This window comes from Mesorhizobium sp. WSM3879, assembly GCF_002294915.1.
Taxonomy (GTDB): Bacteria; Pseudomonadota; Alphaproteobacteria; order Rhizobiales; family Rhizobiaceae; genus Mesorhizobium.
On sequence record NZ_NSFZ01000012.1, the window covers coordinates 64,647 to 90,784 of the forward strand.

General features: G+C 65.3%; 24 protein-coding genes and 1 riboswitch. Of the genes, 12 read left to right on the plus strand and 12 right to left on the minus strand.

Annotated features, from left to right (window positions below):
* Positions 1 to 47 precede the first annotated feature (47 nt).
* A complete protein-coding gene (locus tag CK218_RS23620; protein WP_095829066.1) occupies positions 48 to 2,162 on the plus strand; it encodes an ABC transporter ATP-binding protein/permease in 2,115 nt (704 codons plus the stop codon).
* Between the two features lie 138 nt (positions 2,163 to 2,300).
* Positions 2,301 to 3,275 carry a nucleoside hydrolase gene (locus tag CK218_RS23625; protein ID WP_095829067.1) on the plus strand — a complete coding sequence of 325 codons (975 nt, stop codon included), beginning with the start codon at positions 2,301 to 2,303 and terminating at the stop codon, positions 3,273 to 3,275.
* Between the two features lie 30 nt (positions 3,276 to 3,305).
* Here the strand turns inward: CK218_RS23625 and CK218_RS30755 are convergent, their stop codons facing one another.
* The gene (locus CK218_RS30755) at positions 3,306 to 3,449 is read right to left on the minus strand and encodes a hypothetical protein (RefSeq protein ID WP_156752689.1); all 144 of its coding nucleotides are present in this window, start codon (positions 3,447 to 3,449) and stop codon (positions 3,306 to 3,308) included.
* A gap of 531 nt (positions 3,450 to 3,980) precedes the next feature.
* Here CK218_RS30755 and CK218_RS23630 point away from each other — a divergent pair.
* The 3 genes from CK218_RS23630 (at position 3,981) to CK218_RS23640 (ending at position 6,785) form a co-directional block, all read left to right on the plus strand.
* Complete coding sequence (locus CK218_RS23630) at positions 3,981 to 4,706, plus strand: hypothetical protein (RefSeq protein WP_066997102.1); 726 nt, start codon at positions 3,981 to 3,983, stop codon at positions 4,704 to 4,706.
* Between the two features lie 242 nt (positions 4,707 to 4,948).
* The gene (locus tag CK218_RS23635) at positions 4,949 to 5,356 is read left to right on the plus strand and encodes a DOPA 4,5-dioxygenase family protein (RefSeq protein ID WP_095829068.1); all 408 of its coding nucleotides are present in this window, start codon (positions 4,949 to 4,951) and stop codon (positions 5,354 to 5,356) included.
* Between the two features lie 80 nt (positions 5,357 to 5,436).
* A riboswitch (cobalamin riboswitch) is annotated at positions 5,437 to 5,628 on the plus strand.
* 89 nt (positions 5,629 to 5,717) lie between these two features.
* Positions 5,718 to 6,785, plus strand: a complete 1,068-nt coding sequence (locus CK218_RS23640; RefSeq protein ID WP_095829121.1) for a HoxN/HupN/NixA family nickel/cobalt transporter — start codon at positions 5,718 to 5,720, stop codon at positions 6,783 to 6,785.
* 534 nt (positions 6,786 to 7,319) lie between these two features.
* Here CK218_RS23640 and CK218_RS23645 read toward each other — a convergent pair.
* The gene (locus CK218_RS23645; protein ID WP_179294581.1) at positions 7,320 to 8,789 is read right to left on the minus strand and encodes an HWE histidine kinase domain-containing protein; all 1,470 of its coding nucleotides are present in this window, start codon (positions 8,787 to 8,789) and stop codon (positions 7,320 to 7,322) included.
* Between the two features lie 316 nt (positions 8,790 to 9,105).
* Between CK218_RS23645 and CK218_RS23650 the strand changes: the two genes are divergently transcribed.
* On the plus strand, positions 9,106 to 9,609 hold the full coding sequence (locus CK218_RS23650) for a group 1 truncated hemoglobin (protein ID WP_245435165.1): 504 nt from the start codon (positions 9,106 to 9,108) through the stop codon (positions 9,607 to 9,609).
* Positions 9,610 to 9,656: 47 nt separating this feature from the next.
* Here CK218_RS23650 and CK218_RS23655 read toward each other — a convergent pair whose 3' ends face one another.
* The 4 genes from CK218_RS23655 to CK218_RS23670 form a co-directional block, all read right to left on the minus strand.
* Positions 9,657 to 9,902, minus strand: a complete 246-nt coding sequence (locus tag CK218_RS23655; protein WP_095829071.1) for a MoaD/ThiS family protein — start codon at positions 9,900 to 9,902, stop codon at positions 9,657 to 9,659.
* A gap of 62 nt (positions 9,903 to 9,964) precedes the next feature.
* Positions 9,965 to 12,229 carry a xanthine dehydrogenase family protein molybdopterin-binding subunit gene (locus CK218_RS23660; protein WP_095829072.1) on the minus strand — a complete coding sequence of 755 codons (2,265 nt, stop codon included), beginning with the start codon at positions 12,227 to 12,229 and terminating at the stop codon, positions 9,965 to 9,967.
* A 1-nt stretch (position 12,230) separates the two neighbouring features.
* Positions 12,231 to 12,707, minus strand: coding sequence for a (2Fe-2S)-binding protein (locus tag CK218_RS23665; RefSeq protein ID WP_066997187.1), 477 nt, complete (start codon positions 12,705 to 12,707; stop codon positions 12,231 to 12,233).
* The gene (locus tag CK218_RS23670; RefSeq protein WP_066997123.1) at positions 12,707 to 13,567 is read right to left on the minus strand and encodes a xanthine dehydrogenase family protein subunit M; all 861 of its coding nucleotides are present in this window, start codon (positions 13,565 to 13,567) and stop codon (positions 12,707 to 12,709) included. Before CK218_RS23670 ends, CK218_RS23665 begins: the two co-directional genes overlap by 1 nt.
* A 224-nt stretch (positions 13,568 to 13,791) precedes the next feature.
* Between CK218_RS23670 and CK218_RS23675 the strand changes: the two genes are divergently transcribed.
* The 3 genes from CK218_RS23675 to CK218_RS23685 all read left to right on the plus strand — a co-directional run bounded on the left by CK218_RS23675 (position 13,792) and on the right by CK218_RS23685 (position 17,309).
* Positions 13,792 to 15,114 (plus strand): aminotransferase class I/II-fold pyridoxal phosphate-dependent enzyme, encoded by a 1,323-nt coding sequence (locus CK218_RS23675; protein WP_095829073.1) that lies wholly within the window; start codon positions 13,792 to 13,794, stop codon positions 15,112 to 15,114.
* Positions 15,115 to 15,197: 83 nt separating this feature from the next.
* Positions 15,198 to 16,316 carry a branched-chain amino acid ABC transporter substrate-binding protein gene (locus CK218_RS23680; RefSeq protein ID WP_095829074.1) on the plus strand — a complete coding sequence of 373 codons (1,119 nt, stop codon included), beginning with the start codon at positions 15,198 to 15,200 and terminating at the stop codon, positions 16,314 to 16,316.
* 99 nt (positions 16,317 to 16,415) lie between these two features.
* Positions 16,416 to 17,309 (plus strand): LysR family transcriptional regulator, encoded by an 894-nt coding sequence (locus CK218_RS23685; protein WP_245435166.1) that lies wholly within the window; start codon positions 16,416 to 16,418, stop codon positions 17,307 to 17,309.
* Between the two features lie 52 nt (positions 17,310 to 17,361).
* Here the strand turns inward: CK218_RS23685 and CK218_RS23690 are convergent, their stop codons facing one another.
* Complete coding sequence (locus tag CK218_RS23690; RefSeq protein ID WP_066997130.1) at positions 17,362 to 17,943, minus strand: TetR/AcrR family transcriptional regulator; 582 nt, start codon at positions 17,941 to 17,943, stop codon at positions 17,362 to 17,364.
* A 140-nt stretch (positions 17,944 to 18,083) separates the two neighbouring features.
* Between CK218_RS23690 and CK218_RS23695 the strand changes: the two genes are divergently transcribed.
* Positions 18,084 to 18,941 carry a crotonase/enoyl-CoA hydratase family protein gene (locus CK218_RS23695; RefSeq protein ID WP_095829075.1) on the plus strand — a complete coding sequence of 286 codons (858 nt, stop codon included), beginning with the start codon at positions 18,084 to 18,086 and terminating at the stop codon, positions 18,939 to 18,941.
* Here the strand turns inward: CK218_RS23695 and CK218_RS23700 are convergent.
* The 5 genes from CK218_RS23700 to CK218_RS23720 form a co-directional block, all read right to left on the minus strand.
* On the minus strand, positions 18,938 to 19,252 hold the full coding sequence (locus CK218_RS23700; protein ID WP_066997135.1) for a cupredoxin family copper-binding protein: 315 nt from the start codon (positions 19,250 to 19,252) through the stop codon (positions 18,938 to 18,940). The genes CK218_RS23695 and CK218_RS23700 overlap by 4 nt on opposite strands.
* Entirely contained in the window at positions 19,249 to 19,773 is a 525-nt protein-coding gene (locus CK218_RS23705; RefSeq protein ID WP_095829123.1) for a DUF4142 domain-containing protein, read from the minus strand. The genes CK218_RS23700 and CK218_RS23705 overlap by 4 nt, the downstream gene beginning before the upstream one ends.
* 224 nt (positions 19,774 to 19,997) lie before the next feature.
* Positions 19,998 to 20,693: an RNA polymerase sigma factor gene (locus CK218_RS23710; protein WP_095829124.1), complete on the minus strand. Its 696-nt coding sequence runs from the start codon at positions 20,691 to 20,693 to the stop codon at positions 19,998 to 20,000.
* A 94-nt stretch (positions 20,694 to 20,787) separates the two neighbouring features.
* Positions 20,788 to 21,873 (minus strand): HPP family protein, encoded by a 1,086-nt coding sequence (locus tag CK218_RS23715; protein WP_095829076.1) that lies wholly within the window; start codon positions 21,871 to 21,873, stop codon positions 20,788 to 20,790.
* A gap of 234 nt (positions 21,874 to 22,107) precedes the next feature.
* Positions 22,108 to 23,277, minus strand: coding sequence for a cystathionine beta-lyase (locus CK218_RS23720; RefSeq protein WP_095829077.1), 1,170 nt, complete (start codon positions 23,275 to 23,277; stop codon positions 22,108 to 22,110).
* Between the two features lie 579 nt (positions 23,278 to 23,856).
* On the opposite strand from CK218_RS23720, the gene CK218_RS23725 reads away from it, so the two are divergent.
* The gene (locus tag CK218_RS23725; RefSeq protein WP_066997146.1) at positions 23,857 to 24,885 is read left to right on the plus strand and encodes an amino acid ABC transporter substrate-binding protein; all 1,029 of its coding nucleotides are present in this window, start codon (positions 23,857 to 23,859) and stop codon (positions 24,883 to 24,885) included.
* Positions 24,886 to 24,947: 62 nt separating this feature from the next.
* A complete protein-coding gene (locus tag CK218_RS23730; RefSeq protein WP_095829078.1) occupies positions 24,948 to 26,135 on the plus strand; it encodes an amino acid ABC transporter permease in 1,188 nt (395 codons plus the stop codon).
* Positions 26,136 to 26,138: the final 3 nt, after the last annotated feature.

Below are 26,138 nucleotides of genomic sequence, written 5' to 3' on the forward strand. Positions count from 1 at the left end.
CTCGCCGGGATCGTGAAACCTTCTGATTTTTGAGCCGTTGTCGGCTGATGTCTGAAGCAAAGCTCAAGCCAAGATCGGCCGACGGCGCCCAGCCGCGCGGTGCCGGGAAGTCGCGCCCCGCAAAGACGGGCGCAGCGAAAGCACCCCCCGGCAAGACGCGGCCGGAAAAGTCGCCGCCGGAAAGTTTGCACCCGGAAAGGCCCCGCGAAGAGAAGTCGCACCCGAAGCAATCGCCCGAGCACGAGGAGCCGGCCGAAGCCACGCCGGAGGCCGTCGGCGAACCGGCGCCGCCGCCGCCGGAATCCGTCGAGCCCGGTCCGAAGCTGACGCCCGAGGAGGCCGAGCAGGCGCGCAGGAAGTACCTGTTTAGGCGGTTCTGGATCAGCGGGCGCGGCTACTGGGGCCGGAATGGCGACAAGCTCGCCTGGCCGTTTACGATTGGGCTGCTGGTCCTGATCTGCGTCAATGTCGGCTTCCAGTATGGCATCAATGTCTGGAACCGCGCCTTCTTCGACGCCATCGAGCAGCGCAATGTCCACACCGTCTATATGCTGAGCGCCGTCTTCGTGCCGCTGGTCGCCGGAAGCGCCAGCCTCGTCGTCGTTCAGGTCTACCTGCGTATGACGATCCAGCGCCGCTGGCGCTCCTGGCTCACCACATCTGTCATCGCGCGCTGGCTGGCCAGCGGCCGCTACTATCAGCTCAATCTCGTCGCCGGCGACCACTCGAACCCCGAAGCCCGTCTCACCGAAGATCTGCGCATCGCCACCGAGTCCCCCGTCGATTTCATCTCCGGCGTCCTCAACGCCTTTCTGGCGGCCTCGACCTTCATCGTCGTTCTGTGGACCATCGGCGGCGCGCTCACCTTGCCGCTCGGCCGCGAGAGCATCACCATCCCCGGCTTCCTCGTCGTCACCGCGGTCATCTATGCCGCCATCACCTCGACCTCGATGGTGGTCATCGGCCGCCATTTCGTGCAGCTTTCGGAGCGCAAGAACCAGGCGGAAGCCGAATTCCGCTACACGCTGACACGCGTGCGCGAGAACGGCGAGAGCATCGCGCTGCTCGGCGGCGAGGCGGAGGAGCGCAGCGGAATCGACAGGAATTTCGGCCATGTGCTGAGGCAATGGGCGCTGCTGACCGGACAGCACATGCGCACCGCGATTGTCTCGCAAGGGTCGATGCTGTTCGCGCCGGTGGTGCCGGTGCTGCTCTGCGCGCCGAAATTCCTCGAAGGCTCGATGTCGCTCGGCCAGGTCATGCAGGCGGCCTCCGCCTTTGCCATCGTGCAAGGCGCGTTCGGCTGGCTGGTCGACAATTATCCGCGCCTGGCCGATTGGAACGCCTCGGCGCGCCGCGTCGCTTCGCTGATGATGTCGCTCGACGGGCTGGAGCGCGCCGAAGAGAGCGAGTCCTTTGGGCGCATCCGGCGCGGCGAGACGCAAAACGGCGCCATGCTCAGCCTGGACGATCTCTCCGTCACCCTCAACGACGGCACCGGCGTGGTCAAGGAGACGAAGGTCGAGATCAACCCGGGCGAGCGGGTGCTGGTCGCCGGCGAATCCGGCACCGGCAAGTCGACGCTGGTGCGGGCCGTCGCGGGCCTGTGGCCCTGGGGCGGCGGCAGCGTCAATTTCCATGCCGGCAAGCGGCTGTTCATGTTGCCGCAACGCCCCTACATCCCGACCGGCACGCTGCGGCGCGCGGTCGCCTATCCGGCCGCCGCCGACAACTGGACGGTGGACGAGATCGACGCCGCCCTCGACAAGGTAGGCCTCGGCTACCTGCGCGACAGGATCGAGGAAGAGGCGCCGTGGGACCAGACGCTCTCCGGCGGCGAAAAGCAGCGCCTCGCTTTCGCGCGCCTGCTGCTGCACGAGCCAGACATCGTCGTGCTGGACGAGGCGACCTCGGCGCTGGACGAGAAGAGCCAGGACAAGATGATGCAGACGGTGATCCAGGCATTGCCCAAGGTCACCGTCATCAGCGTCGCCCACCGCGCCGAGCTGGAAGCCTTCCACAGCCGCAAGATCACGCTGGAGCGCCGCGAGGGCGGCGCGAAACTGGTCAGCGATGTGGAGCTGGCGCCGCGCAAGGGCAAGCGCAACGTGTTCGCGCGGGCGCTGTGGGGGAGCGGAGCGAGAGGAGGCCAGGCCCGCTGAGGCGGCATTAAGGCAAGGGCGGCAAGAGCGTCCCGAGATGGTGATCGGACCGCAGGGGTCGCACTTCCGCCAGGCGGCAACCTTGACGTCACCAGAGGCCCGGTCTGTAATCGCCGCAGGCCAGGGAGAGGCGACCCCATGGAAAAGATCATCCTCGACTGCGATCCGGGGCACGACGATGCCATCGCCATCCTGCTTGCGGCCGGCAACCCGAATATCGACCTTCTCGGCATCACCACGGTTTCGGGCAACCACAATGTCGAGAACACCACGCGCAACGCGCTCTCCGTCTGCACGGCCTACGGCATAAAGGTGCCGGTGGCGAAAGGCTCTCCCGGACCGCTGATCATCGACCAGGTGCTGGCCGTCGAGATCCACGGCGAGACCGGGCTGGACGGCCCGGAGCTGCCGCCCGCCTCGTTCGAGCTCGACCAGCGCCATGCCGTCGACTTCATCATCGAGACGGTCATGGCGCATGAGCCGAAAACCGTCACGCTGGTGCCGGTCGGGCCCTACACCAACATCGCTCTAGCCGTGCGCAAGGAGCCGCGCATCGTCGAGCGGGTGAAGCGGGTCGTCGCGATGGGCGGAAGTTTCACGCGCGGCAACATCACGCCGGCGGCCGAGTTCAACGTCTATGCCGACCCGGAGGCCGCCGACGTGGTGTTCCGCGCCGCTTGGGACGTCACCATGGTGGGGCTCGACCTCACGCACCAGGCCTTGGCCACCCCCGACCTGCAGGACAGGGTGCGCGCCGTCGGCGGGCCGATCGCCAAATTCATCCTCGACATCTGGGAATTCATCGCGACCACGCATGGCGGCCTGCTGCAGATAGCCTATCCCGCCGTCCATGACGCCTGCTGCGTGGCGGCGATGATCGATGCAGGCGTCTTCACCACCGAGAAGGCCGATATCCGCGTCGAGCTTGCCGGACGCTGGACCAAGGGCATGACGGTCTGCAATTTCGAGAAGCTGGGCGGCATGCGCCATTTCGGCGGCACGGCGAGCGAGCAGGTCGATTTCCGCCACACCGTGGCGATGAAGCTCGACCATGCGAAATTCTGCGACCTGATCGTCGATGCGCTCGAGCGCCTCACCAGTCAAAAGGCGTGAGGCGCTCCAGGGGCAAGGCCTAGCCGGCCCTCACAGCAGGAACGATTGCCTGTCGCGCAATGTGGCGCTGATGGCGGCGATGCCGGTCTCGATCTCGCGCTTGTTGGCCAGGATCGCATCGCCGGCCGCACCCTCGACCATCGATCGCAACAGGTCGGCCTGGCCGACCAGCACCGCGTCCTTGTCGGCCAGCGCGATGAGCGTTGCGGCTTCGAGCCGGTAGCGCGGGCGCCTTGCCGCCCTGGGCGACTCTCAAGCCTCCAGGCCGGCGCACGCCAGGAGGTGGGGGAGAATTGGCCCGGCGAAGCGAGACGGGGCCACTCCGACGAGAGCCCGGCGTCGGCATCAGCAACCGGCGCTGGCACGGTGGTGTCCTTGTTCTGTTGCATTTTAGTTGAAACTAATTTGAAAGTTGCCCGTTAGCAGCGCGTAGGCGAGCTCAAACTTGCCCTGCTGTCGACAGCTAAGTTGAAAGGAGAAGTCCTAAGCCTTTTTCAGTGCTTGGCGTTGCCGAGACCGCTTTTCTATCATTCGTCTTTCGAGCGGCCTCCAGCCGCGCCGGTCACCGCCGAGGCCGATGCCTGGCAGGGCGAGAAGTCGCCATCGCTCGGCACGCATTCGCGCGACGAAGGCTTCGCAGACCGCTGTCGAGCGGACGCTCGATGAGGAGCCACACAAGGTTGGCCTTGGAACAAAGGTCTGGCCATGAAAAAATACCTAGCAGCCGCGCTGGCGATCGCCATCCCGATCGGGCCTGCCTCGGCGCTTGACGTCGGCGTCGGCGGCAAGGTCGGCGGCATCGGCGTGGGCGCCGGATTGGGCGCCGGTTCGCAAGGCGTGTCGGCGGGCGTGGGCGCCAGTGCCGACGGTGTCGGCGGCGCAAACGTCGGCGCATCGACTGGCGGCGGATCGCTCGGCGTCAATGCCGGCGGCAATCTGGGCAGCACCAGCACAGGCGTTTCGACAAGCGTGGGCGGCGCCGCCGCGGGCGACGATCCTTCCGCCGTCAGCGGATCGGCTGCCTCTGCGCAGAACCCGGCCGCGGTGCCGACAGCCCCTGCTTTGGCCAAGAGCGCGACGCAGACCATTGTGCTGCCTCCAGTGCTGAGGCCCTCCAGATCCGCCGGCGGCGACCTCCGGCGGGTCACCAAAGGCTATCGCATCGCGCCGCTGTCACCTCCGAAGGCGATACGGGGCACGCCGGCCGCCGTGGTGCGCGCCTGTCGCGCCGCGATCACGGCGGCCGCCAAGCCCCTCGGCGCCGTGCGTGTTTACACGGTCAGCGCCGGCCCCTTGCGTCAACGCCGAAGCGGGCTCAACGCGCCGATCGAGGTGCGCATAGACTATGACAGGCGAGGCGGCATCGAAGTGAGGCAGGCGAAAGTCGGCTGCCGCCTAAATGCGAAGGGCGCGGTCACCGCGGTGATTTAGGCCAAAGGCACAACGGCCGTTGCCATCCTTCCTGCCGGTTGCAACCTCGGCGGTTTGGCAATTCCTCGCCCCCACAAGGTGGAAGGGAGAGGTGGCTCGGCGCAGCCGAGACGGAGCGGGGGAGCGCCATATCCGACAACCCTGCCGACCGCAGTCCGGATCTCAGCCGGCTGCAGACAAGGCGCCCGCGCTTCGGCTAGAGTTCCGCCGGGCGCAAAAAATCATCGAAGGGGAGCATTGCGATGAACGAAGTCAGGCCGATCGCCGAGATCGCCAGCTATCACGCCCATATCTACTACGGCGGGCAGGCCGAGCGGCAGCATGCCGAATGGCTGCGCCAGCGCATCGCAGAGCGTTTCCGCGTGCGCCTGGGCAATTGGCGCGACGAGCCGGTCGGCCCGCACCAGCAAGCCATGTACCAGGTCTCCTTCGCGACCGAGATCTTTGCCACGCTGGTTCCCTGGCTGATGCTGAACCATGGCGGCCTAAGCATCCTCATCCATCCCAACACCACCAACCCCAAGCGTGACCACCTTATCGACCCGATCTGGATCGGCCAGGCGCTGCCGGTGAAGGGCGACGTGCTTGACGAAGAGGACGAGGCCGAAGAGGCGCTGGAGGTGAATACCGAGCCGACGCTGGGGGTGTGAGGGGGGCGCAGCCCTCTCGTCACGATGGCGTGAGGGGCCTCTGGCCGTCGGAGTTGTCGATTGACTGGCCAACCGCGGTGTGGCGAATTCGCGCTGATGGTTCCCTTCGGGGATCAAAAGGGAACGCGGTGCGGAGAAATCCAAAGCCGTGGCTGCCCCCGCAACTGTAAGCGGCATGCCGTTTTCACGATGCCACTGGCTGCATGGGCCGGGAAGGCGAAAGCGGCGGCAATCCGCGAGCCAGGAGACCTGCCATCATGGACGTCAAAGCAGAACATCGGACGGGGTGATCCGGTGTGCGCGCCTGGCCGGACGGCGGGGCGAGTTCCCTGCGATGACAGGCAACGTCAAAGGCAGAACCATGCTGATCCAACTATCGAAAATGCTGAACAAAAGCGCGCCCGACCTGAAGGCCAGACTGATAACAATCTACGGCGCGCTCGCCGTTCTGAACGTCGGGGCGTGGCTGTGGGCTTTCGTCGCCTTCCACGACAAGCCGACATTGCTTGGCGTCGCTCTCGTTATTTATGGCCTCGGCTTGCGCCATGCCGTCGACGCCGACCACATAGCGGCCATCGACAACGTCACGCGCAAGCTGATGCAGAACGGCAAACGGCCGGTCTCCGTCGGCTTCTTTTTCGCACTCGGCCATTCGACGATCGTCGTCATTGTCGCTGCGGCCATCGCGGCAGCAACGTCCCTGCTCGGCCGTTTCCAGAGCCTTCAGGAGATTGGCGGCACGATCAGTACCGGCGTTTCCGCACTCTTCCTGCTCGCCATCGCGGCGATGAACATCGTCATCTTCTTCTCGATCTACAGAAGCTATCGGCGGGTGCGGGCCGGTGGGGCGTTTGTCGAGGAGGATCTGGACCTGCTGCTCAACAATCGCGGCTTCCTGGCCCGCGTCTTCCGCCCGATGTTCCGGCTGGTGTCGCGCAGCTGGCACATGTTCCCACTTGGTTTCCTCTTCGGCCTTGGCTTCGACACCGCGACCGAAGTCGCCATGTTCGGCGTGTCCGCGGCACAAGCGGCCAAGGGCGTGCCGTTCGAAGCCATTCTGGTCTTCCCGGTGCTTTTCGCGGCCGGTATGTCACTGGTTGACACGACCGATGGTGTGATGATGCTCGGCGCCTATGAGTGGGCCTTCGTCAAGCCGATCCGCAAACTGTACTACAACATGACGATCACCCTGGTGTCGGTCCTTGTCGCAGTGCTGATCGGCGGCATCGAGGCGCTCGGCCTGATCGGTGACAAGTTTGGTCTGTCGGGCGGCTTCTGGAACGGCGTCGGCACGCTCAACGACAATTTCAACAATCTGGGCTTCGCCATTATCGGCATCTTCATCGCCGCCTGGGCGATCTCCTACCTCGTCTACAAGGCCAAGGGGCTGGATGATGTGGAGAGCGGATCCGCAGCAAAGAGTTCATGAGCCGCCGGCCGCGGCTGGCTGCAGCAGGCCAGCCGCATCTCTCTGCCATCAGACGCCGGCGGGCTGCCAGCGTGCCTCCTTGAATGCCTCGGCATCGGGAAGCCGACGGCGGCAAAGGCGACGATCGCCAGCCCCTGCAGCGGTGCCCGGCTTGACATTTTTGTTCCTATTTTGTTCACTATTGGCAGACAGCAACAGGAGATCGCCGGCCCGTGCGCACGCGCTTCAAAGGCATGCTGAGGACCCGTAGCCCAAGCCTTTGGAAGCGTGACGGAATTCTGCGCTTGGATAAGCCAGGGGTTAAGGCCTGGGATAAGCCCCATAATCCATAAGCCAGAATCCAGAGTCCAAATATCCAGCGTCCAGAACAGAAAAGCTGGCGCTTTTCTGTTCTAAAAAAGCGGGGAAGGGGAAAGCAAAAATGGGAGCAGCGCAGGCCAGCGACGTGCGGCGATACGGCAGGCTCGGCGGCGCAGCGGGTCCCGAGGCGTTGCGGCCGGCCGTCCGGTCGGTCCCCTCAGGATGCAGCCGCCCTCACGTCAGCCCGGCGATCTGCTCATCGCCGTCCAGCTCCGCCCCGCGGGCGACAACCACGTTGGCGAGCGGCGCCGAGAGCGTCCAGCGAACGAGGCCGGGCAGCCGTTCCATGGAGGCGCTGCCGGAGAGGCTGGTGGGGACGACGCGTTGGAGAACGACGCTGCCGAAGCCTTTGTGCGGCTTGGCATCGGCGGCCGCGGCAGGTTCGGAAAAATGTTCCTCCCAGACCAGCTCGAAGTCGCTGCCTTCGGGGGCCGGTGCTACCCGCCAGTCCATTCGCACGGTTCCGGCGTCGCCGGCCAGGGCGCCGTATTTCGTCGCGTTGGTGCCCAGCTCATGCAGCGCCATGCCGATGTTCTGCACCGCGTTCAGCCGCAGCGTCACGTCCGGCCCGGATGGCGAGATGCGCTCTTCGTGTCCGAACGGCCGCAAATGTTCGCGCACAAGGTCGGCCATGCCTGCGCCGCGCCAGTCGTTGAGCACCAAGAGGTCGTGCGAGCGCGACAGCGCCATGATGCGTTCGCGGATCTGGTGTTCGAACGCGCGCGGGTCCGTCGCGCGTTTGCTCGTCTCGCGGATCATGGAAAGGATCACGGCGTACTGGTTTTTGACGCGGTGGTTCACCTCGCGCATCAAGAGTTGGATCTGCTGTTCGCTCGCCCGTTTTTCGGTGATGTCGGCGGCCATGCCGAACCATTCCAGGATGCTGCCGGTGTCATCGACGATCGGGATTGCCCGTGAGGTGGTCCAGCCGGCGGACCCGTCGGCGCGCCGCACCCTGTGCTCGAGCTCGAACACGCCGCGCTCCATGATGGCGCGCTCGATCGCCGCCTGGATGCTCGCCTGGTCTTCCGGGAACAGGTATTCGTCGCGCCAGCGGATCGCCGGCCCCTGAGCGCTCGACAGGAAGCCGCGGCCGTCCAGCTCATGCATTTCCTGCCAGTCCGGGCTCATCCGATAAACCACGTCGGAGCTGGCATTGACCAGCGCGCGAAACCGCTGCTCGCTTTCGCGCACCTTTGCTGCCGCCAGCACCCGGGCCGTGGTTTCCGAAACGATGCAGAGCACGGCTTCAACCGTGCCGTCCTGCGCCCGCACCGCGGAATAGGAGATGTCGAAATACACCGTCTCGCCGACTAGGCCGGATCGTTCGATGTAGAAAGGCCGGTCCTTGGCCGAGAAGGTTTCGCCGGTTTCGAGAACGCCGCGCAGCAGCGGCTCGAGGTCGGTCCAGAGCTCGGACCAGTTTTCCTCGGCGGGGCGGCCGAGCGCCCGCGGATGCTTGTCGCCGATGGTCGGCGCGTAGGCGTCATTGTAGAGCGCGACAAACTCCGGCCCGCAGAAAAGCACGATCTGGGCTTCGGCGGCGAGCATCAGGTCGACCGTCGTCCTCAGGCTGAGCGTCCATGTCTCGATCGGCCCGAGCGGGCTTTCCGACCAGGGATATTCACGAATGAATCGCGCCATCTCGCCGTTTCCGCGAGGCCACGATTCATGGAAGAGCCCGTCAGCCATAGGCGCATTAACGCGCGACGCCGTTTATGTATCCGTCTCCATCACGCAAAATTTTAGCCATCGTGAATAGACGCCAGGCCGCCGGTCCGCCGGAGGAATATTTCGGGCGCAGTTTCGTTAGCTCCTCATACGATGCCGTTTGAGGCAAAGTGCATATGTCCCGCAATCACGCATTGAAGCCGCCAGAGCGGCCGGCTCTGGCCCAACGGAGGTACCAGAGATGAAAACGGCTGTTTCGACCTCTCTTTCGAGACGAAGCGTCGTCGCCGTGCTGGCGGCGGCGGCCGCGTCGACCGCCATATTGCCCGCTGGCGATGCGCTGGCGCAGACCAAGCAGACCGCGCCGGACAAGAGTCTATACGATCGGCTGGGGGGCGTGTTCGCCATCGCAGCCGTGGTCGATCACTTCAGCGACGCCGTCGTGAAAAACCCCATCGTCGGCAAGAAGTCCAAGAACCCGCAACTGCGCAAATGGCACACCAAGAACCTCGAACGGCTGCCGGGCCTCAAGTTCATGCGTACGCTGTGGGTGTGCGATGTTTCCGGCGGCCCCTTCAAGTTCGTGGCCACCGAGCCGGGCGCGACGCCGCTCGGCCTCGAGGAGGCCCACAAGGAGCTGAAGATTTCTCCCGCCGAATTCGACGAGGTCGCAGCGGAACTGGGGCGGACGCTCGACCGCTTCAAGGTTCCGAAGGCCGAAAAGACCGAGGTCCTGGAAGCCTTTGCCGCGCACAAGGATGAGGTCACTGCCGGCGCTGTCACAAAGGGGTGAGGCTCAGCGCGAATCCGGCGAACAGGCGAGGGCGGTCGCCGCTCCGCCTATCCCCCCGCCAGCCGCGGCAGAAGGAAAATCTCCGCCCCCGGCGGCAGTTCCTTCGACCACGTGTCGCGATAGATCGTCCCGTCGATCGCGACCGCGATGCCGCGATCGAGCAGGGGTTCGAACGCGGGATGCTGTTCCGCAAGCTTGCGGAACAGTTCCCTGATGTCCTTGGCCTCGATGTCGAGCTTGTCATTGCCTCCGGCGGCGGCGCTGAGCGAGCCCCAGAGCGTGACTTGGACCATTATCGCCTGATCCTCATTGGACCCTGACGTGAGCTGAAAACCGCTTCGCGCTTTTCAGCATGCTAGCCTTCCCGTTCGGCCTCGAGCGCGGCAAGAATCCGCGGCGGCGACATCGGGATGTGGCTCATGCGCACGCCCACCGCGTTCGACACCGCATTGGCGATCGCCGCCAGCGGCGGCACGATCGAGGTCTCGCCGACGCCGCGCACCCCGTAGGGGTGGTTGGGGTTGGGGATTTCCAGGATCTGCGTGTCGATCATCGGCAGGTCGGAGCAGACCGGGATGCGGTAGTCGAGGAAGCCTGGGTTCTGCAGCCGCCCGTCCTTGCCGTAGATATACTCCTCGTTGAGCGCCCAGCCGATGCCTTGCGCGGCACCGCCTTGGTACTGGCCCTCGACATAGGTCGGGTGCACCGCCTTGCCGGCATCCTGCACCACCGTGTAGCGGATCACCCTGGTCGAGCCGGTCTCGGGATCGACCTCGACGTCGCAGATATGGGTGGCGAAGGAGACGCCGGCGCCGTCGGCGACGAGCTCGCTATGGCCGGCGATCGGCCCGCCGGTCTTGCCGGACTGTGCGGCGATCTCCTTCAGCGACAGCTTGCCGAGATTGCCGTGCTTCTCGCCCTTGGCGACCGCATGGCCTTTTTCCCAGGCAACGTCGTCGACCGAGATGTCCCACATCTGCGCGGCGCGCTCGCGCAGCACCTTGATGGCGTTGCGGGCGGCCGAGATGGTCGCCATCGAGGAGGAAAAGGTGCCGCGGCTGCCGTCGGTCATGTCGTTGTAACCGAGGCTGGAAGTGTCGGCGACGATCGCCTTGACCTGGCTGTAGTCGATGCCGAGCTCTTCCGCCGCCACCAGCGACAGCGACGCGCGCGAACCGCCGACGTCGACCGTGCCGACGGCGAGCGACACCGTGCCGTCCATGCCGATGTTCAAGTCGGTGCAGGTCTGGCCGCCGAAGTTGAACCAGAAGCCGCAGGCCATGCCGCGGCCCTGGTTCTGAGCCAGCGGCGCGCGCATATGCGGGTGCTCCTTCACCGCCTCGAGCGTCGGTCCGATGCCGATCGGGCCGTAGATCGGGCCGTAGGAGGCGCGGGTGCCTTCCTGCGCCGCGTTCTTGATGCGGAACTCGACCGGATCGATGCCGATCTCCTTGGCGAGCTCGTCGACCGCGCTTTCCACCGCGAACGCCGCCATCGGCGCCGAGGGCGCGCGATAGGCCGCGGTCTTCGGCCGGTTGACCAGCACTTCGTAGCCGACGGTCTTGACGTTCTCCAGCTTGTAGCAGGCGAAGGCCGTCATGGCGCCGATCTCCGCCCACATGCCGGCATAGGGGCCGCAAGTGTAGCGCAGCGTCGCTTCGGCGGCGGTGATGGTGCCGTCCTTCTTCGCGCCGATCTTGACGTCGATCGAGGTGGCGCTGGTTGGCCCCGAGGCGCGGAACACTTCGTCGCGGGTCATCACCAGCTTCACCGGGCGGCCGGCCTTGCGCGACAGGGCCAGCGCCACCGGCTCGGCCCAGACATGGGTCTTGCCGCCGAAGCCGCCGCCGATCTCGGAAGAGGTGACGCGCAGCTTCGAGACTTCGAGGCCGAGCAGCTGGGCGCAATGCTGGCGGTAGACGAAATGGCCTTGCGTGCAGACCCAGAGATCGGCCGTGCCGTCGGGATTGACGCTCGCCACGCAGGCATGCGGCTCGATATAGCCCTGATGCGTCTGCTCGGTCTTGAAGGAGCGCTCGACGACGAAATCGGCCTGGGCAAAACCCTGATGCACGTCGCCATGGCCGTATTGCGTGCGCTTGGAGACGTTGGACGGCTTGACCGGCTTTTCCTCCAGCCCCTCGGTGAAGATGGCGTCGTTGATGAGCGGGGCGTGGTGCTGCATCGCCTCGTCGACGTCGGTGACATGCGGCAGCACCTCATAGTCGACCTCGATCAGCTTCAGCGCCTGCCTGGCGGTGCGGGCGTCGATCGCCGCCACCGCGGCCACGGCATGGCCGTCGTAGAGCGCCTTCTTGCGCGCCATGCAATTGTCGAGGGTGTCGAACATGCCGGCATCGCCATCGGTCAGGTCCGGCAGGTCTTTCGCCGTGATCACCGCTTTCACGCCGGCGAGCTTTTCGGCCTTCGACGTGTCGATCTTCTTGATGATCGCGTGGGCGTGCGGGCTGCGAAGCACGCGGCCGACCAGCTGCCCGGCCATGTTGAAGTCGGCGCCGTAGCGGGCGCGTCCCGTCACCTTGTCGACGCCGTCGGGGCGGAGCGGGCGCGTGCCGACGGATGAGAAGCTGCGTCCCGAGTAGCGCGGATCGAAATTCATCTCAGGCTCCCTTCATCACGTTTGCCGCGTCCTGGACGGCGCGCACGATCTTGTCATAGCCGGTGCAGCGGCAGAGATTGCCGGCGAGCCCGAAGCGGATTTCCTCCTCGGTCGGGGAGGGGTTCTTCTCGAGCAGATCCTTCGCCGCAATCAAAAAACCTGGCGTGCAGATGCCGCATTGCAAGGCGGCGTGCTCGAGGAATTTCTGCTGCAGCGGATGCAGCTGGTCGCCATGCGCCATGCCTTCGATGGTCTCGATCTGGCGGCCTTCGGCCTCGGCGCCGAGCACCAAGCAGGAGCACACCAGCCGGTTGTCGACGATGACGCTGCAGGCGCCGCAGTCGCCGGTCCCGCAGCCTTCCTTGGCGCCGGTCAGTCCCAGCCGGTCGCGCAGCACGTCGAGCAGCGTCTCGTCCGGCTGGCAAAGATATTCGACGTGATCGCCGTTGATTGTCGTTGAAACCGCTACACCGGCCATCATTTGCCTCCTGCACGCTCATAGGCGGTGGTGGCGACACGCTTCGCCAGCACACCCGCAACTTTCCGTCTGAATTCGATGGTGCCGCGCTTGTCGTCGATCGGGCGGCAGGCGCCCGCGCAGATCTTGGCGAGCCGCTCCAGCGTCGCCTCATCCAGCTTCGAGCCGACGAGCACCTCGGCCGCCTCCTCGACCAGCAGCACCGTGGGCGCCGCGGCGCCCAGCGCCACGCGGGCCGACTTGATCGCGCCCGCCTCGCCGAGCGTCAGGTTCACGCCGGCGCTGACCACGGCGATGTCCATCTCGGTGCGCGGAATGAAGCGCTGATAGGCGTCGCCCGCATTTGGCGCGCGCTTGTCGAGCAGGATCGCCTCGATGATCTCGCCCTTGGCCAGCGAGGTACGGCCCGGTCCGGTCGGCACGGCTTCCACGGGAATCGTGCGCCTGCCGTTCGGCCCGGCAACAACAGCCTTGGCGCCTGCAGCCACCAACGCCGGCACGCTGTCGGCGGCGGGCGAGGCGTTGCAGAGATTGCCGACGATTGTGCAGCGTCCCTGCACCTGCTTCGAGCCGATCAGCTTGGCCGCCTCGACGACGCCTGGCCAGGCCTTCTTCAGCGCCGCGTTCTCGCCGAGCACCGCGCAGGGCACCGCGGCGCCGATGCTGAAGCCGTCTGCCGTTTCCTTGATTTCGCTAAGGCCCGCGATCGCCTTGATGTCGACGATCAGCTCGGGCTCGATGAAGCCGCCCTTCATCCTCACCAGAAGGTCGCTGCCTCCGGCAAGGATCGCGGCCGGGCCGGCCGCGCTGGCCAACAGGCCGGCGGCCTCTTCTATTGATTGCGGACGTATGTAGCGCATCGTCTCCCCTTGGTGGTCATGATCAGATCGACCGTTATAAAGACTCTCCTTATAATGACCATCCGCTTCCTGCATTGCACCACCTAAGTCAGGCGCATTGCCCTAATTCTTACCCCTAAATTTTCTAAGCCTAGCCGCTAGAACTACTCGTTTGCGCCCGGCCGGCCAAGCCTCCACCATGCCCTGACGAGCCGGACATCGCATCCGGCAACAGGGAGGCTTCGATGACCGCTCTTGCCCGCAGGCCCTGGGTTCCCGCCCATTGCGAGGATTTTATCCAGGCGCTGGCGACCGCCACAAGCGGGCAGGGGAACGACGCCGTGCTCGCCGCGATAGAGGGCGGCGTCGCGCTCAACCGGCAAATCCACGAGGCCGACTGCATCAACCTCAATCCGGCGACCAATGTGATGAACCCGAAGGCGGAGGCCGCGCTTGCCGCCCGGCTCGGCTCGCGTCCGTCGCTCGGCTATCCCGGCGACAAATACGAGATGGGGCTGGAGGGCGTCGAACGCATCGAGGTCATCGCCGCCGAGCTTGCGGCGCAAGTCTTCGGCGCGAAATATGCCGAAATCCGCGTCCCTTCCGGCGCCATCGCCAACCTCTACGCTTTCATGGTCGCGGCGCGGCCAGGCGACGCCATCATCGCGCCGCCGCCCGCCATCGGCGGCCATGTCACGCATCATGTGGCGGGCTGCGCCGGTCTGTACGGGCTGGAGATCCATGCCGCGCCCGTCGATGCCGGCGGCTACACGGTCGATGTCGAGAGGCTCCGCGCGCTTGCCCTTAAGATCCGGCCGAAGATGATCACCATCGGCAGCAGCCTCAATCTGCTGCCGCATCCCATCCAGGAAATCAGGGCGATCGCCGACGAGGTCGGTGCGCTGGTGCTGTTCGATGCCGCGCATCTTTGCGGCATGATCGCCGGACAGGCCTGGCAGCAGCCGCTGGAGGAGGGCGCCCATCTGATGACGATGAGCACCTATAAGAGCCTCGGCGGGCCGCCTTCGGGGCTGATCGTCACCAACGACGCCGAGATCGCCGAAAAGCTCGACCGCATCGCCTTTCCCGGCATGACCGCCAATTTCGATGCCGCCAAGGCCGCCGCCCTGGCCATCACCATGCTCGACTGGAAGGCGCATGGCCGCGCCTATGCCGCCGCCATGGCCGGCACCGCCAAGGCGCTGGCGAGCGCGCTGGCTGAGCGCGGCCTGCCGGTGTTCTCGACCGCGAACGGGCACACCGCCTCGCACCAGTTCGCCATCGAGGCGGCGGAGTTCGGCGGCGGCCAGGCGGCAGCGAAGCGGCTGAGGCGTGCGAACATCCTCACCTGCGGCATCGGCCTGCCGGTCACGGGGGTCGATGGCGACATGAACGGCCTGCGCTTCGGCACGCCGGAGATCGTGCGCTGGGGCATGACGGAGAAGGACATGCCCGAGCTTGCCGCCCTCATCGCCAGGGGACTGCGTGGCAACGATGCCGTGGAGGATGTCGCGGCGGATGTGAGTGCATTCCGGCGCCGGTTCACGAAGCTGCATTTCGTCAGCTGAGCGCCTGAACCCGCGGGCAGGGAGCCCGCTTCGTCAAAAGCAAGGGCCGCGGGCGAGAAGCCCGCCTTCTTCAACAAAGGGGAATGACCATGCGCATGATTCTGCGATTGATGACTGCTGCCCTGATGGCCGCCGCCGCCGGCGTCGCCAGGGCGGATATCGTGCTCGGCGTCGCCGGCCCGATGTCGGGGCCGAACGCCGCCTATGGCGAGCAGTACCGCGTCGGCGTCGAGACGGCGATCCAGCGCATAAACGCCAATGGCGGCGTGCTCGGTCAAAAGCTCAGCGTCTCGGTCGGCGACGATGTCTCCGACCCTAAGCAGGGCGTGTCGGTCGCCAACAAGTTCGTCGCCGACGGCGTGCACTATGTCGTCGGCCACTACAATTCCGGTGTCACCATTCCGGCCTCGGAGATTTACGCGGAAAACGGCGTGCTCTTCGTCACGCCCACGGCCACCAACCCGATGGTGACAGAGCGACGCCTATGGGATGCGTTCCGGGCCTGCGGCCGCGACGACCAGCAGGGCATCATCGCCGCGAAATTCGTGCTCGAGCGTTTTGCGGGCAAGAAGGTCGCGATCGTCGACGACAAGTCGACGGTCGGCAAGGGCCTCGCCGACGAGATGGCCAAGGGCTACAATGCCGGCGGCGGCAAGGAGGTGCTGCGCGAGGAGATCAACCCGGGCGAGAAGGACTACAGCGCGCTTGTCGCCAAGATTAAGGAGGCGGGCGCCGGCCTTGTCTATTACGGCGGCCAGCACACAGAGGCCGGCCTCATCGTGCGCCAGATGCACGACCAGGGCGTCAAGACGGTCCTGATGGGCGGCGACGGCATATCCAACAGCGAGTTCGGCGCCATCGGCGGCGATGGCGCTGCCGGCACGCTGATGACGTCCTTCCCCGATCCGGCGAGCTTTCCCGAAGCCAAAGACGCGGTTGCCGACCTGAAGGCGAAGAATGTGCCCACTGAAGCCGTCACGCTCTATGCCTATGCCGCCACCCAGATCCTCGCCGAGGCGATCGCCAAGGCCAAGGTCGACGACCCAAAGGCGGCGTCCGAGTATCTCCATTCGGGAGCGGCTATCCCGACCGTGCTTGGCACCATTTCCTATGACGACAAAGGGGATATCAAGCAGCCGGGCTTCGTCGTATTTGAGTGGCGGAAGGTCGACGGCAAGCTCGTTCCGGTGGCCCTCAAATAGACTTGAGGTCCTGGAGGCGAGCGCAGGTGGTCGCCGTTCTTTCGCTCGAAGCATTGCCGCGCCGTCATGGCAGGCGGCGCGGCATTGGGAAAGCTGCAGATGGCCGTCAATCCGCCGCGACCACGCATGCCGCCGCTCAACGCCCTCAGGGCCTTCGAGGCGGCGGCACGCCATGAAAGCTTTGCCAAGGCGGCGGACGAACTCGGCGTGACGCCCGCCGCCGTCTCGCATCAGGTGAAGGCGCTGGAGGCTTGGCTAGGCTCCCCGCTTTTCGTGCGCCATGCGCAAGGCCTCCACCTCACCGATGCTGGGCGTTCGGCGCTGCCCTCGTTTTCCACCGCCTTCGACGCCCTGGGGCTCGCCGTGCAGGAATTGCGCATCTCGGCGCCCCGGCCGCAGGTCAGCGTCGCGGCTTTGCCTTCGATCGCGCAGCTCTGGCTGGCGCCGCGGCTGCCGGCCTTGCGCACGGCGCATCCGATGCTGCGCCCCTCCATCCATGCGCTGGAAGAGCCGCCGGACTTCCGGCGCGAGCCTTTCGACCTCGCTATTTTCCTCACCAGATCGGGCGCCGGCCGATCCTTCAAGCTCTGCGACGACGTCATCTTTCCTGTCTGCGCGCCGGCGTTGGCCAGACAATTGAAGACGCCGGCCGAACTTTCCTCGCAGTTCCTGCTCTGGGACACCACCTGGACGGAGGATTGGAGCCTTTGGTTCGAAGTCGCCGGCGTGAAAGGCCCGTCGATCGAAACAGGTTCCGAATTCTCGCTCTACAGCATGGCTGTGCAGGCCGCCGTCGACGGCGCCGGCGTTTTGATGGGGCATGAGGCGCTGGTGTCGCGCGCTCTTGCCGCCGGCTCGCTGGTGGCGCCTTTTCCCGAATTGCGCGTGCCGACCGGCCGCGCTCTCTCGATTCTCGCACCGGACCGTCCGCCCGCGCCCGCCGCCACCATGATCGACTGGCTGCTGGCAGAGGAGGGGGCAGCGCGCGGCTGAGGCCGCCGGACTCGCCCGTCGCGGTCCACGGGGTCAGGACGCCAGGCGAGGTCTACGCCGCTGCCATTCGCGCCCGCACCAGCGTCGCGGCGGCGTGGCCGGCGGCCGTGATGTAGTCGGGATTGTGGTGGATCAGCATGCTGGAAAAGGCGCCGTCCATCAGAAGCACGATCTCGCGCGCCAGCATCTTCGGCTCGCGCACGCCATGGCTAGAAAGCTCGCCCGCCAGCCATTTCTCGAAATTGCTCTTATGGCGCGAGCCCGCCTTGACCGCCGGATGGCCGGGCATCGCGGCGAGTTCGGCGGCCGTGCGCAGGAAGCCGCAGCCCTTCCATTTGACGTGCCGCGCCACGCGCGCCAGATGGGTGAAGATCGCCGCGACCTTCTTGTCCGCGCCGCCTTGCGCCGCCTCGAACCAGCCGGCCATCTGCTTGAGGTTCGGCTGGTCGCGGCTGTCGAGATAGGCCGTGATCAGCTCGTCCTTGCTCTTGAAGTGGTAGTAGAGCGTGCGCTTGGTCAGCCCCGCCTTTTCCGCCACGGCATCGACGCTGACGCGGCCGATGCCTTCGGCATAGAAGAGTTTTGCCGCCGCATCGACGAGGCGTTTCCTGGTTGGATTGGGCTTCTCGGTCATCCGTCAAGTATACCGACTAGTGAATATACAAACAAGCCGGAAGCTGATCCCTTCCAGCCGTTCCATAGAGCAATTCCAGGAAAATGCGCAGCGGCTTCCGTTCGGAATTGCGGAGAAAACGAACGGCTAAGGAGAACACTATGACCGAGCCCGTGCTTTGCGACATCCGCGACCGCGTCGCGGTGCTGACGCTCAACCGCCCCGAAAAGCTCAATGCCCTGAATTACGGCCTTATCGACCGCCTGCTGGCGATCCTCGACAAGATAGAGACCGACGGTGCCGTGCGTGCCGTGATCCTCACCGGGGCAGGGGAGCGCGCCTTCTCGGCCGGCGGCGACATCCACGAATTCGCGTTGAGCGTGGCCGAAGGCAGGGATGTCGCGCTGCGCGATTTCGTCATGCGCGGCCAGCGGCTGACGGCGCGGCTGGAAGCGTTCCGCAAGCCGGTCATCGCCGCCGTCAACGGCCTTGCCTTCGGCGGTGGCTGCGAGATCACCGAGGCGGTGCCGCTGGCGGTCGCCAGCGACCGCGCCCTGTTCGCCAAGCCGGAAATAAAACTCGCCACGCCGCCGACCTTCGGCGGCACGCAGCGCCTGCCGAGGCTTGCCGGGCGCAAACGCGCGCTCGAACTGCTGCTTACCGGCGAGCCTTTCTCGCCCGCGCGGGCGCTGGAACTCGGGCTGGTCAACAAAGTCGTGCCGCATGAGGAGCTGATGCCGGCCGCGCTCGATCTTGCGAACCGCATCATCCGCCATTCGCAGGCGGCGGTGGCTGGCATCCTCACCGCGGTGGCGCGCGGCATCAACCTTAGCATCGCCGAGGGCTTGCTGGTCGAGGCCGAGCAGTTCGCCCGCATGGCCCCGACCGCCGACCTCGGCGAAGGGCTCAGCGCCTGGATCGAGCGGCGCCAGCCCATCTATGACGGCTCATGGACGCACGTCACCCGGCTCAGCGAGGCACGGCGCGCCTCGCTTCGGCGCGATCCCGCGGCGGATTAGGGCGCCGCGTTGAGGCGACCCTTCATGTTGGGGTGGAAGCGGCAGAAATAGTCGACCGCTCCCGCTTGCTTGAGCGTGATCCTGCCTTTCGATTTCGGCGGGATCATCACCTCCCAGCCGCCCTTCACTGTCGCGGTGTGGGCGATGACGTCCTTGTTCACCCACTCGATCGTGTCGCCGACCTTGGCCTCGACGCTCGCCGGCGAGTAGACCAGCCTGTCGATGGTCACCTCGATGGTGGCGGCGAGCGCCGGCGGCGCGACAAGCGCCAGCGCCAGCGAGCCGAGCAGCGATAACGCGCCCGCCCTCATTTGAGCGTGCCGGCGACATGCTCGGCATGCTGCTCATGTCCCTGGAAGATTTTCAGCCCGGTCTCGAGCAGGCTCTTCAGCTCGGCATTGCTGGCCGAAGGAATGAGCAGGGTTTCGAGCGCGCCGTTGACCTGCTTGTGATAGGCGACCTCGTTCTCGATATAGGCCTTGTCGAAGGCAGTGCCCTCGAGCTTTGCCAGCTTGGCGCGCTCTTCCTTCGCCGCCTTGGTCAGCGCCTGGCTGGTGGCGTTGTCTTCCGGCTTCACCTTCAGCTTCTTCGCCAGGTCGAGAGCCTGCTTGTTCACCGCGTCGTGGTCGCGCTCCATATCCTTGGCAAAGTCGACGACCTCCTTGGTTTTCGACTTCTGGATCGCCAGCTTCGCCGCCTCGATGTCGAGCACGCCAGCCGTGTAGGCGATATGGGCGATCTGCGGGTCGGTCGGCTTCTCGGCGGCCTCAGCCAGCGGCGCTGCGCTGACGAGGAGGAAGGCTGCGAGGGCTGCGGTCGGTCGGATAAACATGGCATCTCCTTCGCCCGGCACAGAGGCACCGGGCTTCATCCTGGGTTGACTGCCATTGGATGCGGGAGAGGGCGAAACGTTCCCGGGAAAAGTCGCGGGACACATACTCATCACTTCGTCATCTTAGGGTCTGCGCGCGTCGCTTTGCTCCTGCTACGCCCAGGATGACGAGGCGATGGCGGCGATGCCTATCCTCAACGCGGCTTCGCGACTCTGAACGCGCCTCAGCCCTCGAACCCCAGCCTCTTCATCACCGCCCGCGTCAGCCGTTCGCAGCGCCGGCCGGCGAAAGGAAAAGCGTCGAGCAGCACCGGGCCGATCTCGTCGTCCAGCGCCTTGCGCACCAAGGCACGCGCCCGGTGCAGCCTTGTCTTCACCGTTTCCGGCCTGATGCCGAGCAGGTCGGCGGTTTCCTCGATGCTCAATCCCTCGATGACGCGGGCGACGAAGACCGTGCGATAGACATAGGGAAGGCTGTCGGTCGCCCGCTCGACAAGCCCGAGGATTTGCCGCTGCGCCATTGTCCGCTCCGGATCGTCGCCAGGGTTCAAGTCGCTTGGATTCAAAGGAAACTGGATGATCTGCGCGTCAGGGTTTTCAGGCATCGCCACGATGCGCTTTTTCTTGCGCAGCCGGCCGAGTGCCTCGTTGATGACGATGCGCGACAGCCAGGTCGAGAGCGAGGCATCGCCGCGGAAGCTGTCGAGGCTGGCGAAGGCGCGCATATAGGCTTCCTGCACGATGTCCTCGGCCTCGGCGTCGTTGCGCACCACGCCGCGCGCGATGCGGTAGAGCCGCTGGTTGTGCGTCTTGATGATCAAGCGAAAGGCGCCCGGGTCCCGTGCCAGGGCCCGGCGCACCAACGCCATCTCGCCGGCCTCCGCCGCCGAAGCCGCGGCGGCCTGACTTGCTGACTTCATCATCGCGCCCCGATCTCCCAACAGGCGTTGCATCCGGGCAATTGGACGCGCCTGCCGGCAAAAGGTTCCCGGATTTTCCCGATCCGGTCGCGCGCTATGCTACAGCTTTCAGCGGCGGCCTGTCTGCAGCCTGCGCGCGGGCGGCGGCGGCAAGCAGATCGGTCTGGGTGATGAGTCCGAGAATATGCCGTCCGGCGTCGACGATCACCACCGCATGGCTGCGCCCGTCGGTCAGCAGCGGCAGCAGGCTCATCGCCGGCGTCTCGGGCGAGGCCGTGCCGGCCTTCGACATCACGCCCTTCACGGTGTCGGTCGCTTGCGTCAGTTCGCGCAGGCCGACGGCGCCGACCAGCCTCGCCTCGGCGTCGACCACCGGCAGGGTGCGGATATTGTGGTCGAGAAGCTGCTTGCGCGCCTCGTCGCCGGTGGCGTTCTCCGACATCGAGATCACGTCGCGGGACATGATGTCCCGGCAGAGCAGCGTCCGATGCGCGCGCACCATCGCCTGCAGCTCGACCTGGCGCAGCAGCCTTTCGATGTCGTCACGGTCGATGTCGAAGGTCTCGTCGAGTGCCGCCAGGGCGGCATCGACATCCTCGGCCCGGAAGCCGACGCGCTCCGCCGGCGGCCGGTCGGCTGTGCCGTGGCTGTTGGCGGCAGGCTGAGGCACATGCGGATAGTTGCGCCGCGACAGCTTGTGGAACAGGAAACCGAGCGTCACCAATATGATCGAGTTAAGCGCTACCGGCACGAAGGGAAACAGGAAGCCGGCGCTGATCACGGCCGGCCCGCCAAGCACGCCGGTGAGGGCTGCCGCACCGCCCGGCGGATGCAGCGAGCGCGTGAAAGACATGGCTGCGATCGCCAGCGCCACCGCCAGCCCGGAGGCGATCACCGGGTTGTGCACGAAATGCGCCACCGTCACGCCGACCAGCGCGGAGATCATGTTGCCGCCGATAATCGACCAGGGCTGCGCCAGCGGGCTCGACGGCACGGCAAAGAGCAGCACGGCGGACGCGCCCATCGGCGCCACCAGCATCGCCACATGCGGTCCGTTGCCCATGGCGAGCCCGCTGATCACGCCGGTCAGCGCGATGCCGATGGTCGCGCCGATGCAGGCAAGCAGCCGCTCGCGCAGCGTCGCGCCGGCAAGGATCGGAACGAAGAGGCGGAACGCCATGGCAGCCCCAGGTCGAATGGCTTGAACTGTCGAATGGTGGAATTTGCGCTGCCCGCAATGCCGCCGAAGCCACGGATTTGGAAGCCAAACCAATCCGTATATTCGCGGCTGGAGAGAATATTATTGCAGCGCGGATCGCCTGCGACATGCTGCCAGCGGCCTCGGCTTTCTCAATCGCGCCAAGGTCTTACGGCCGTCCGCGGATTCAGTTTGGCACCGGCTCTAGCCCGTCGCTCAGGCCTCGGCCGCGGCGGCGAGGCCGCGCTGAAGGTCGGCCTTGAGGTCCTCGACGTCTTCCAGCCCGATCTGCAGGCGGATCAGCGGCCCGGCATAGGAGCCCTTGGCGATGGTGCGGTCCCCCAGAAAGACCGGCACGGCAAGGCTCTCATAGCCGCCCCAGGAGTAGCCGAGGCCGAAGATGGTCAGCGCGTCGAGGAAGGCGTGCTGCGCCTTCTGTCGGCCGCCATTCAGAACGATCGAAAAGACGCCGCTCGAGCCGCAGAAATCGCGCTTCCAGAGCGCGTGGTCGGGATGACTCGGCAGCGCCGGATGCAGCACCTGCGCCACGCCCGGTTGCTCCTCCAGCCAGCGCGCGATTTCGAGCGCGCTCTTCTGGTGCTGCTCCAGCCTCACCCCCATGGTGCGCAGGCCGCGCAGCGTCTGATAGATGTCGTCCGGGCCCGAACAGCAGCCCAGCGTGCAGAACCCTTCATAGAGCTGCTTCCAGCAAGCCTCATTGGCCGAGACCAGGCCGAGCAGCACGTCCGAATGGCCGGCCGGGTATTTGGTTGCCGCATGGATCGAGATGTCGACGCCGTGGTCGAGCGGCTTGAAGTAGAGCGGCGTCGCCCAGGTGTTGTCCATCATGACGATGGCATTTGCCGCATGCGCCGCCTGGGCGATAGCCGGAATGTCCTGCACCTCATAGGTGTTCGATCCCGGCGACTCGGTGAACACCACCTTGGTGTTGGGCTTGATCAGCGAAGCAATCCCGGCGCCGATGCGCGGATCGTAATATTCGACTTCGATACCGAGCCGCTTCAGCATGGTATCGGCGAAATTCCGCGTCGGGTGATAGACCGAATCGACGATCAAAACATGGTCGCCGGCCGAGACGAAGGTGAGCAGGGGAATCGTCACCGCAGCCAGTCCCGACGGCACGGCGATCGTGCCGGCCGAGCCTTCCAGCGCATCGACGGCGAGCGTGAGCGCATCCATCGTCGGTGTGCCGCGCGTGCCGTAGGTGTATTTCTGGCTTCGCGAGGCCATCGAGGCGGCGTCGGGGTAAAGCACCGTCGAGGCATGCACGACCGGCGGATTGACGAAGCCGAAATAGTCGCGCGGGTTATTGCCGGAATGGGCAAGCCGCGTGTTGATGCCGATGTTGCTGCCGTCTGTCGCCATAGTTCGTCGCTCGTCGCCCATAGTTCGTCGCTCGTCGTAGTGTGTCAGGAGCTCAGCCATAGAGCGGTGGAACTGGTCGCGCAACCGCTGCGAACCCGCCAAGCGATGGTGTTTGGATGGGCCAAATGAGAGGTCGCCGGCTCACCTTTCGTGCCCCTTGCAGGCCTCCGGCGACGATGCGCCGGAGGCAGCCCGGCGCGCCTTTCTTCGCTACGAATCACGCCAGTCCTTCCATTGGCGCCAACAAGTAGTAAGAGGCGGGAGTTCAGGTAACGGCCAAAATTTCGATGGCGCCGGACTTGCCGGTCCCGGCTGCAGCTCTTGACCAATTTGCGAGCGCTTTTGGCTGCAATTCGGTGATTTGCAGCAATCGGTTTTCAAACGTGTCGCAATTCGGTCATTTCCCTTGACCTCACAGGAATAATCGCCTTCGATGCGTTTCGTGAATGGGAGGCAGTGCATCGGCGAAACGATGCGGGTCCGGGAGCGGGCCTACGTGGGAGCTGCATTCACAAACGAAAAAAGATCAAGCGTCGCCTGCAATTAGGGGCGCCTGTAACAGAAAAGGGTCTGTGGGTCATGAAACACATTGCATTGGGCATGCTTGGCGCCGCCGCGCTCGGGCTCATGGCGTCCGCCGCTTCGGCCGGCACGCTCGACACCGTCAAGCAGAAGGGCTTCATCCAGTGCGGCGTCTCGACCGGCCTCGCCGGCTTCTCGGCGCCGGACGACAAGGGCGACTGGAAGGGCATCGATGCGGATTTCTGCCGCGCCGTCGCGGCCGCCGTCTTCGGTGACGGCTCCAAGGTCAAGTTCACGCCGCTCAGCGCCAAGGAGCGTTTCACCGCCCTGCAGTCGGGCGAGATTGATATCCTCTCGCGCAACACCACCTGGACGAGCAACCGCGACAGCGCGCTCGGCCTCGATTTTGTCGGCGTCACCTATTATGACGGCCAGGGCTTCATGATCAACGCCAAGAAGCTGCCGGGCGTGAACTCCGCGCTGCAGCTTTCGGGCGCCGCGGTCTGCGTGCAGAGCGGCACCACCACGGAGCTCAACCTCGCCGACTACTTCAAGAAGAACAAGATGGAGTACAACCCCGTCGTGTTCGAGAAGCTGGAAGAGGTCAACGCCGCCTATGATTCCGGCCGCTGCGACGCCTACACCACCGACCAGTCCGGCCTCTACGGCATCCGCCTGACGCTCTCTTCGCCCGCCGACCACGTCGTGCTGCCCGAGATCATCTCCAAGGAACCGCTCGGTCCGGCCGTGCGCCAGGGCGACGATCAATGGGCCCATATCGCGCGGTGGACGTATTTCGCGCTGCTCAACGCCGAGGAAGCCGGCATCACGCAGGCCAATGTCGAGGAGATGAAGTCGTCGACCGATCCGAACATACAGCGCCTCCTTGGCACTGAGCCCGATGGCAAGTACGGCGCCGATCTCGGCCTCTCCAACGACTGGGTTGTCAACATCATCAAGGCGGTCGGCAACTACGGTGAAATGTTTGAGCGCAATGTCGGCTCGGGCAGCCCGCTCAAGATCGCGCGCGGCATCAACGCTCTGTGGACGAAGGGCGGCCTGCAATATGGTCCGCCGGTTCGCTGATTGAAATGTGATCCGGGAGGCAGGTCGTCTGCCTCCCGGTTTCTCTTTTCAGGGGATCGTCTATGGCTTCGCAGGAAATCCTTCGGCAGGAGCCGGGTCGCGGCTCCTTCATCAATGACCCGAAAATACGCGCCCTGTTCTTTCAGACGCTGGTCGTAATTCTTCTGTTCGTTTCGATCTGGTGGATCGTCAACAACGTCATCGAGAACCTCCAGCGCCTTCACATCGCCTCAGGCTTCCAGTTCCTCAGGAACAGGGCCGGTTTCGATATCTCCGACACGCCGATTGCCTACACGTCGGACGCAACCTATGGCCGTGCGCTCATCGTCGGCCTGCTCAACACAATCATCGTTGCCGCCGCCGGCATTGTCCTGGCCACCATAGTCGGCTTCATCATTGGCATCGGCCGGCTATCGCAAAATTGGCTGATCCGTAAGATCTGCACGGTCTATGTCGAGATCTTCCGCAATATCCCGCCGCTGCTGGTCATCTTCTTCTGGTATTCGGGCGTGCTCGCGGTGCTGCCGCCGCCGCGCGAGAGCTATCACCTGCCGTTCGGCTCCTTCCTCAACCAGCGCGGCTTCTATTTTCCGCGCGGTGTCTGGGGCGACGGCTCCTGGCTGGTTCTGGTCGCTTTCGTCGTGGCGCTCGCCATGGCGTGGTTTGTCGCGCACCGGGCGCGCCAGCGGCAGATGGCCACCGGCCAGCAATTTCCGGTGTTCTGGACCTCGGTCGGCCTGATCGTCGGCCTGCCCGTGCTCGCCTTCCTGCTCGCCGGCATGCCGCTTACCTTCGACTTCCCGAAGCAGTCGACCTTCAATCTGACAGGCGGATTTCAGATCAAGCCTGAGTTCCTGTCGCTCCTGCTGGCGCTTTCCTTCTACACGGCCGCCTTCATCGCCGAGATCGTGCGCGCCGGCATCAAGGGTGTCAGCAAAGGCCAGAGCGAAGCGGCGGCCGCACTCGGCCTGCGTTCCGGGCCGATCCTGCGCCTAGTGGTGATCCCGCAGGCGATGCGCATCGTCATCCCGCCGCTTACCAGCCAGTATCTGAACCTCACCAAGAACTCTTCGCTGGCGATCGCCATCGGCTACCCCGATCTGACGGCCACCGCCGGCACGGTGCTCAACCAGACCGGCCAGGCGGTCGAGGGCGTGTTTCTCATGATGATCGCCTATCTGGTGCTGAGCCTCGTCACCTCTGCGGTGATGAACGTGGTGAACGCCAGAATGGCGCTGGTGGAGAGGTAGAGC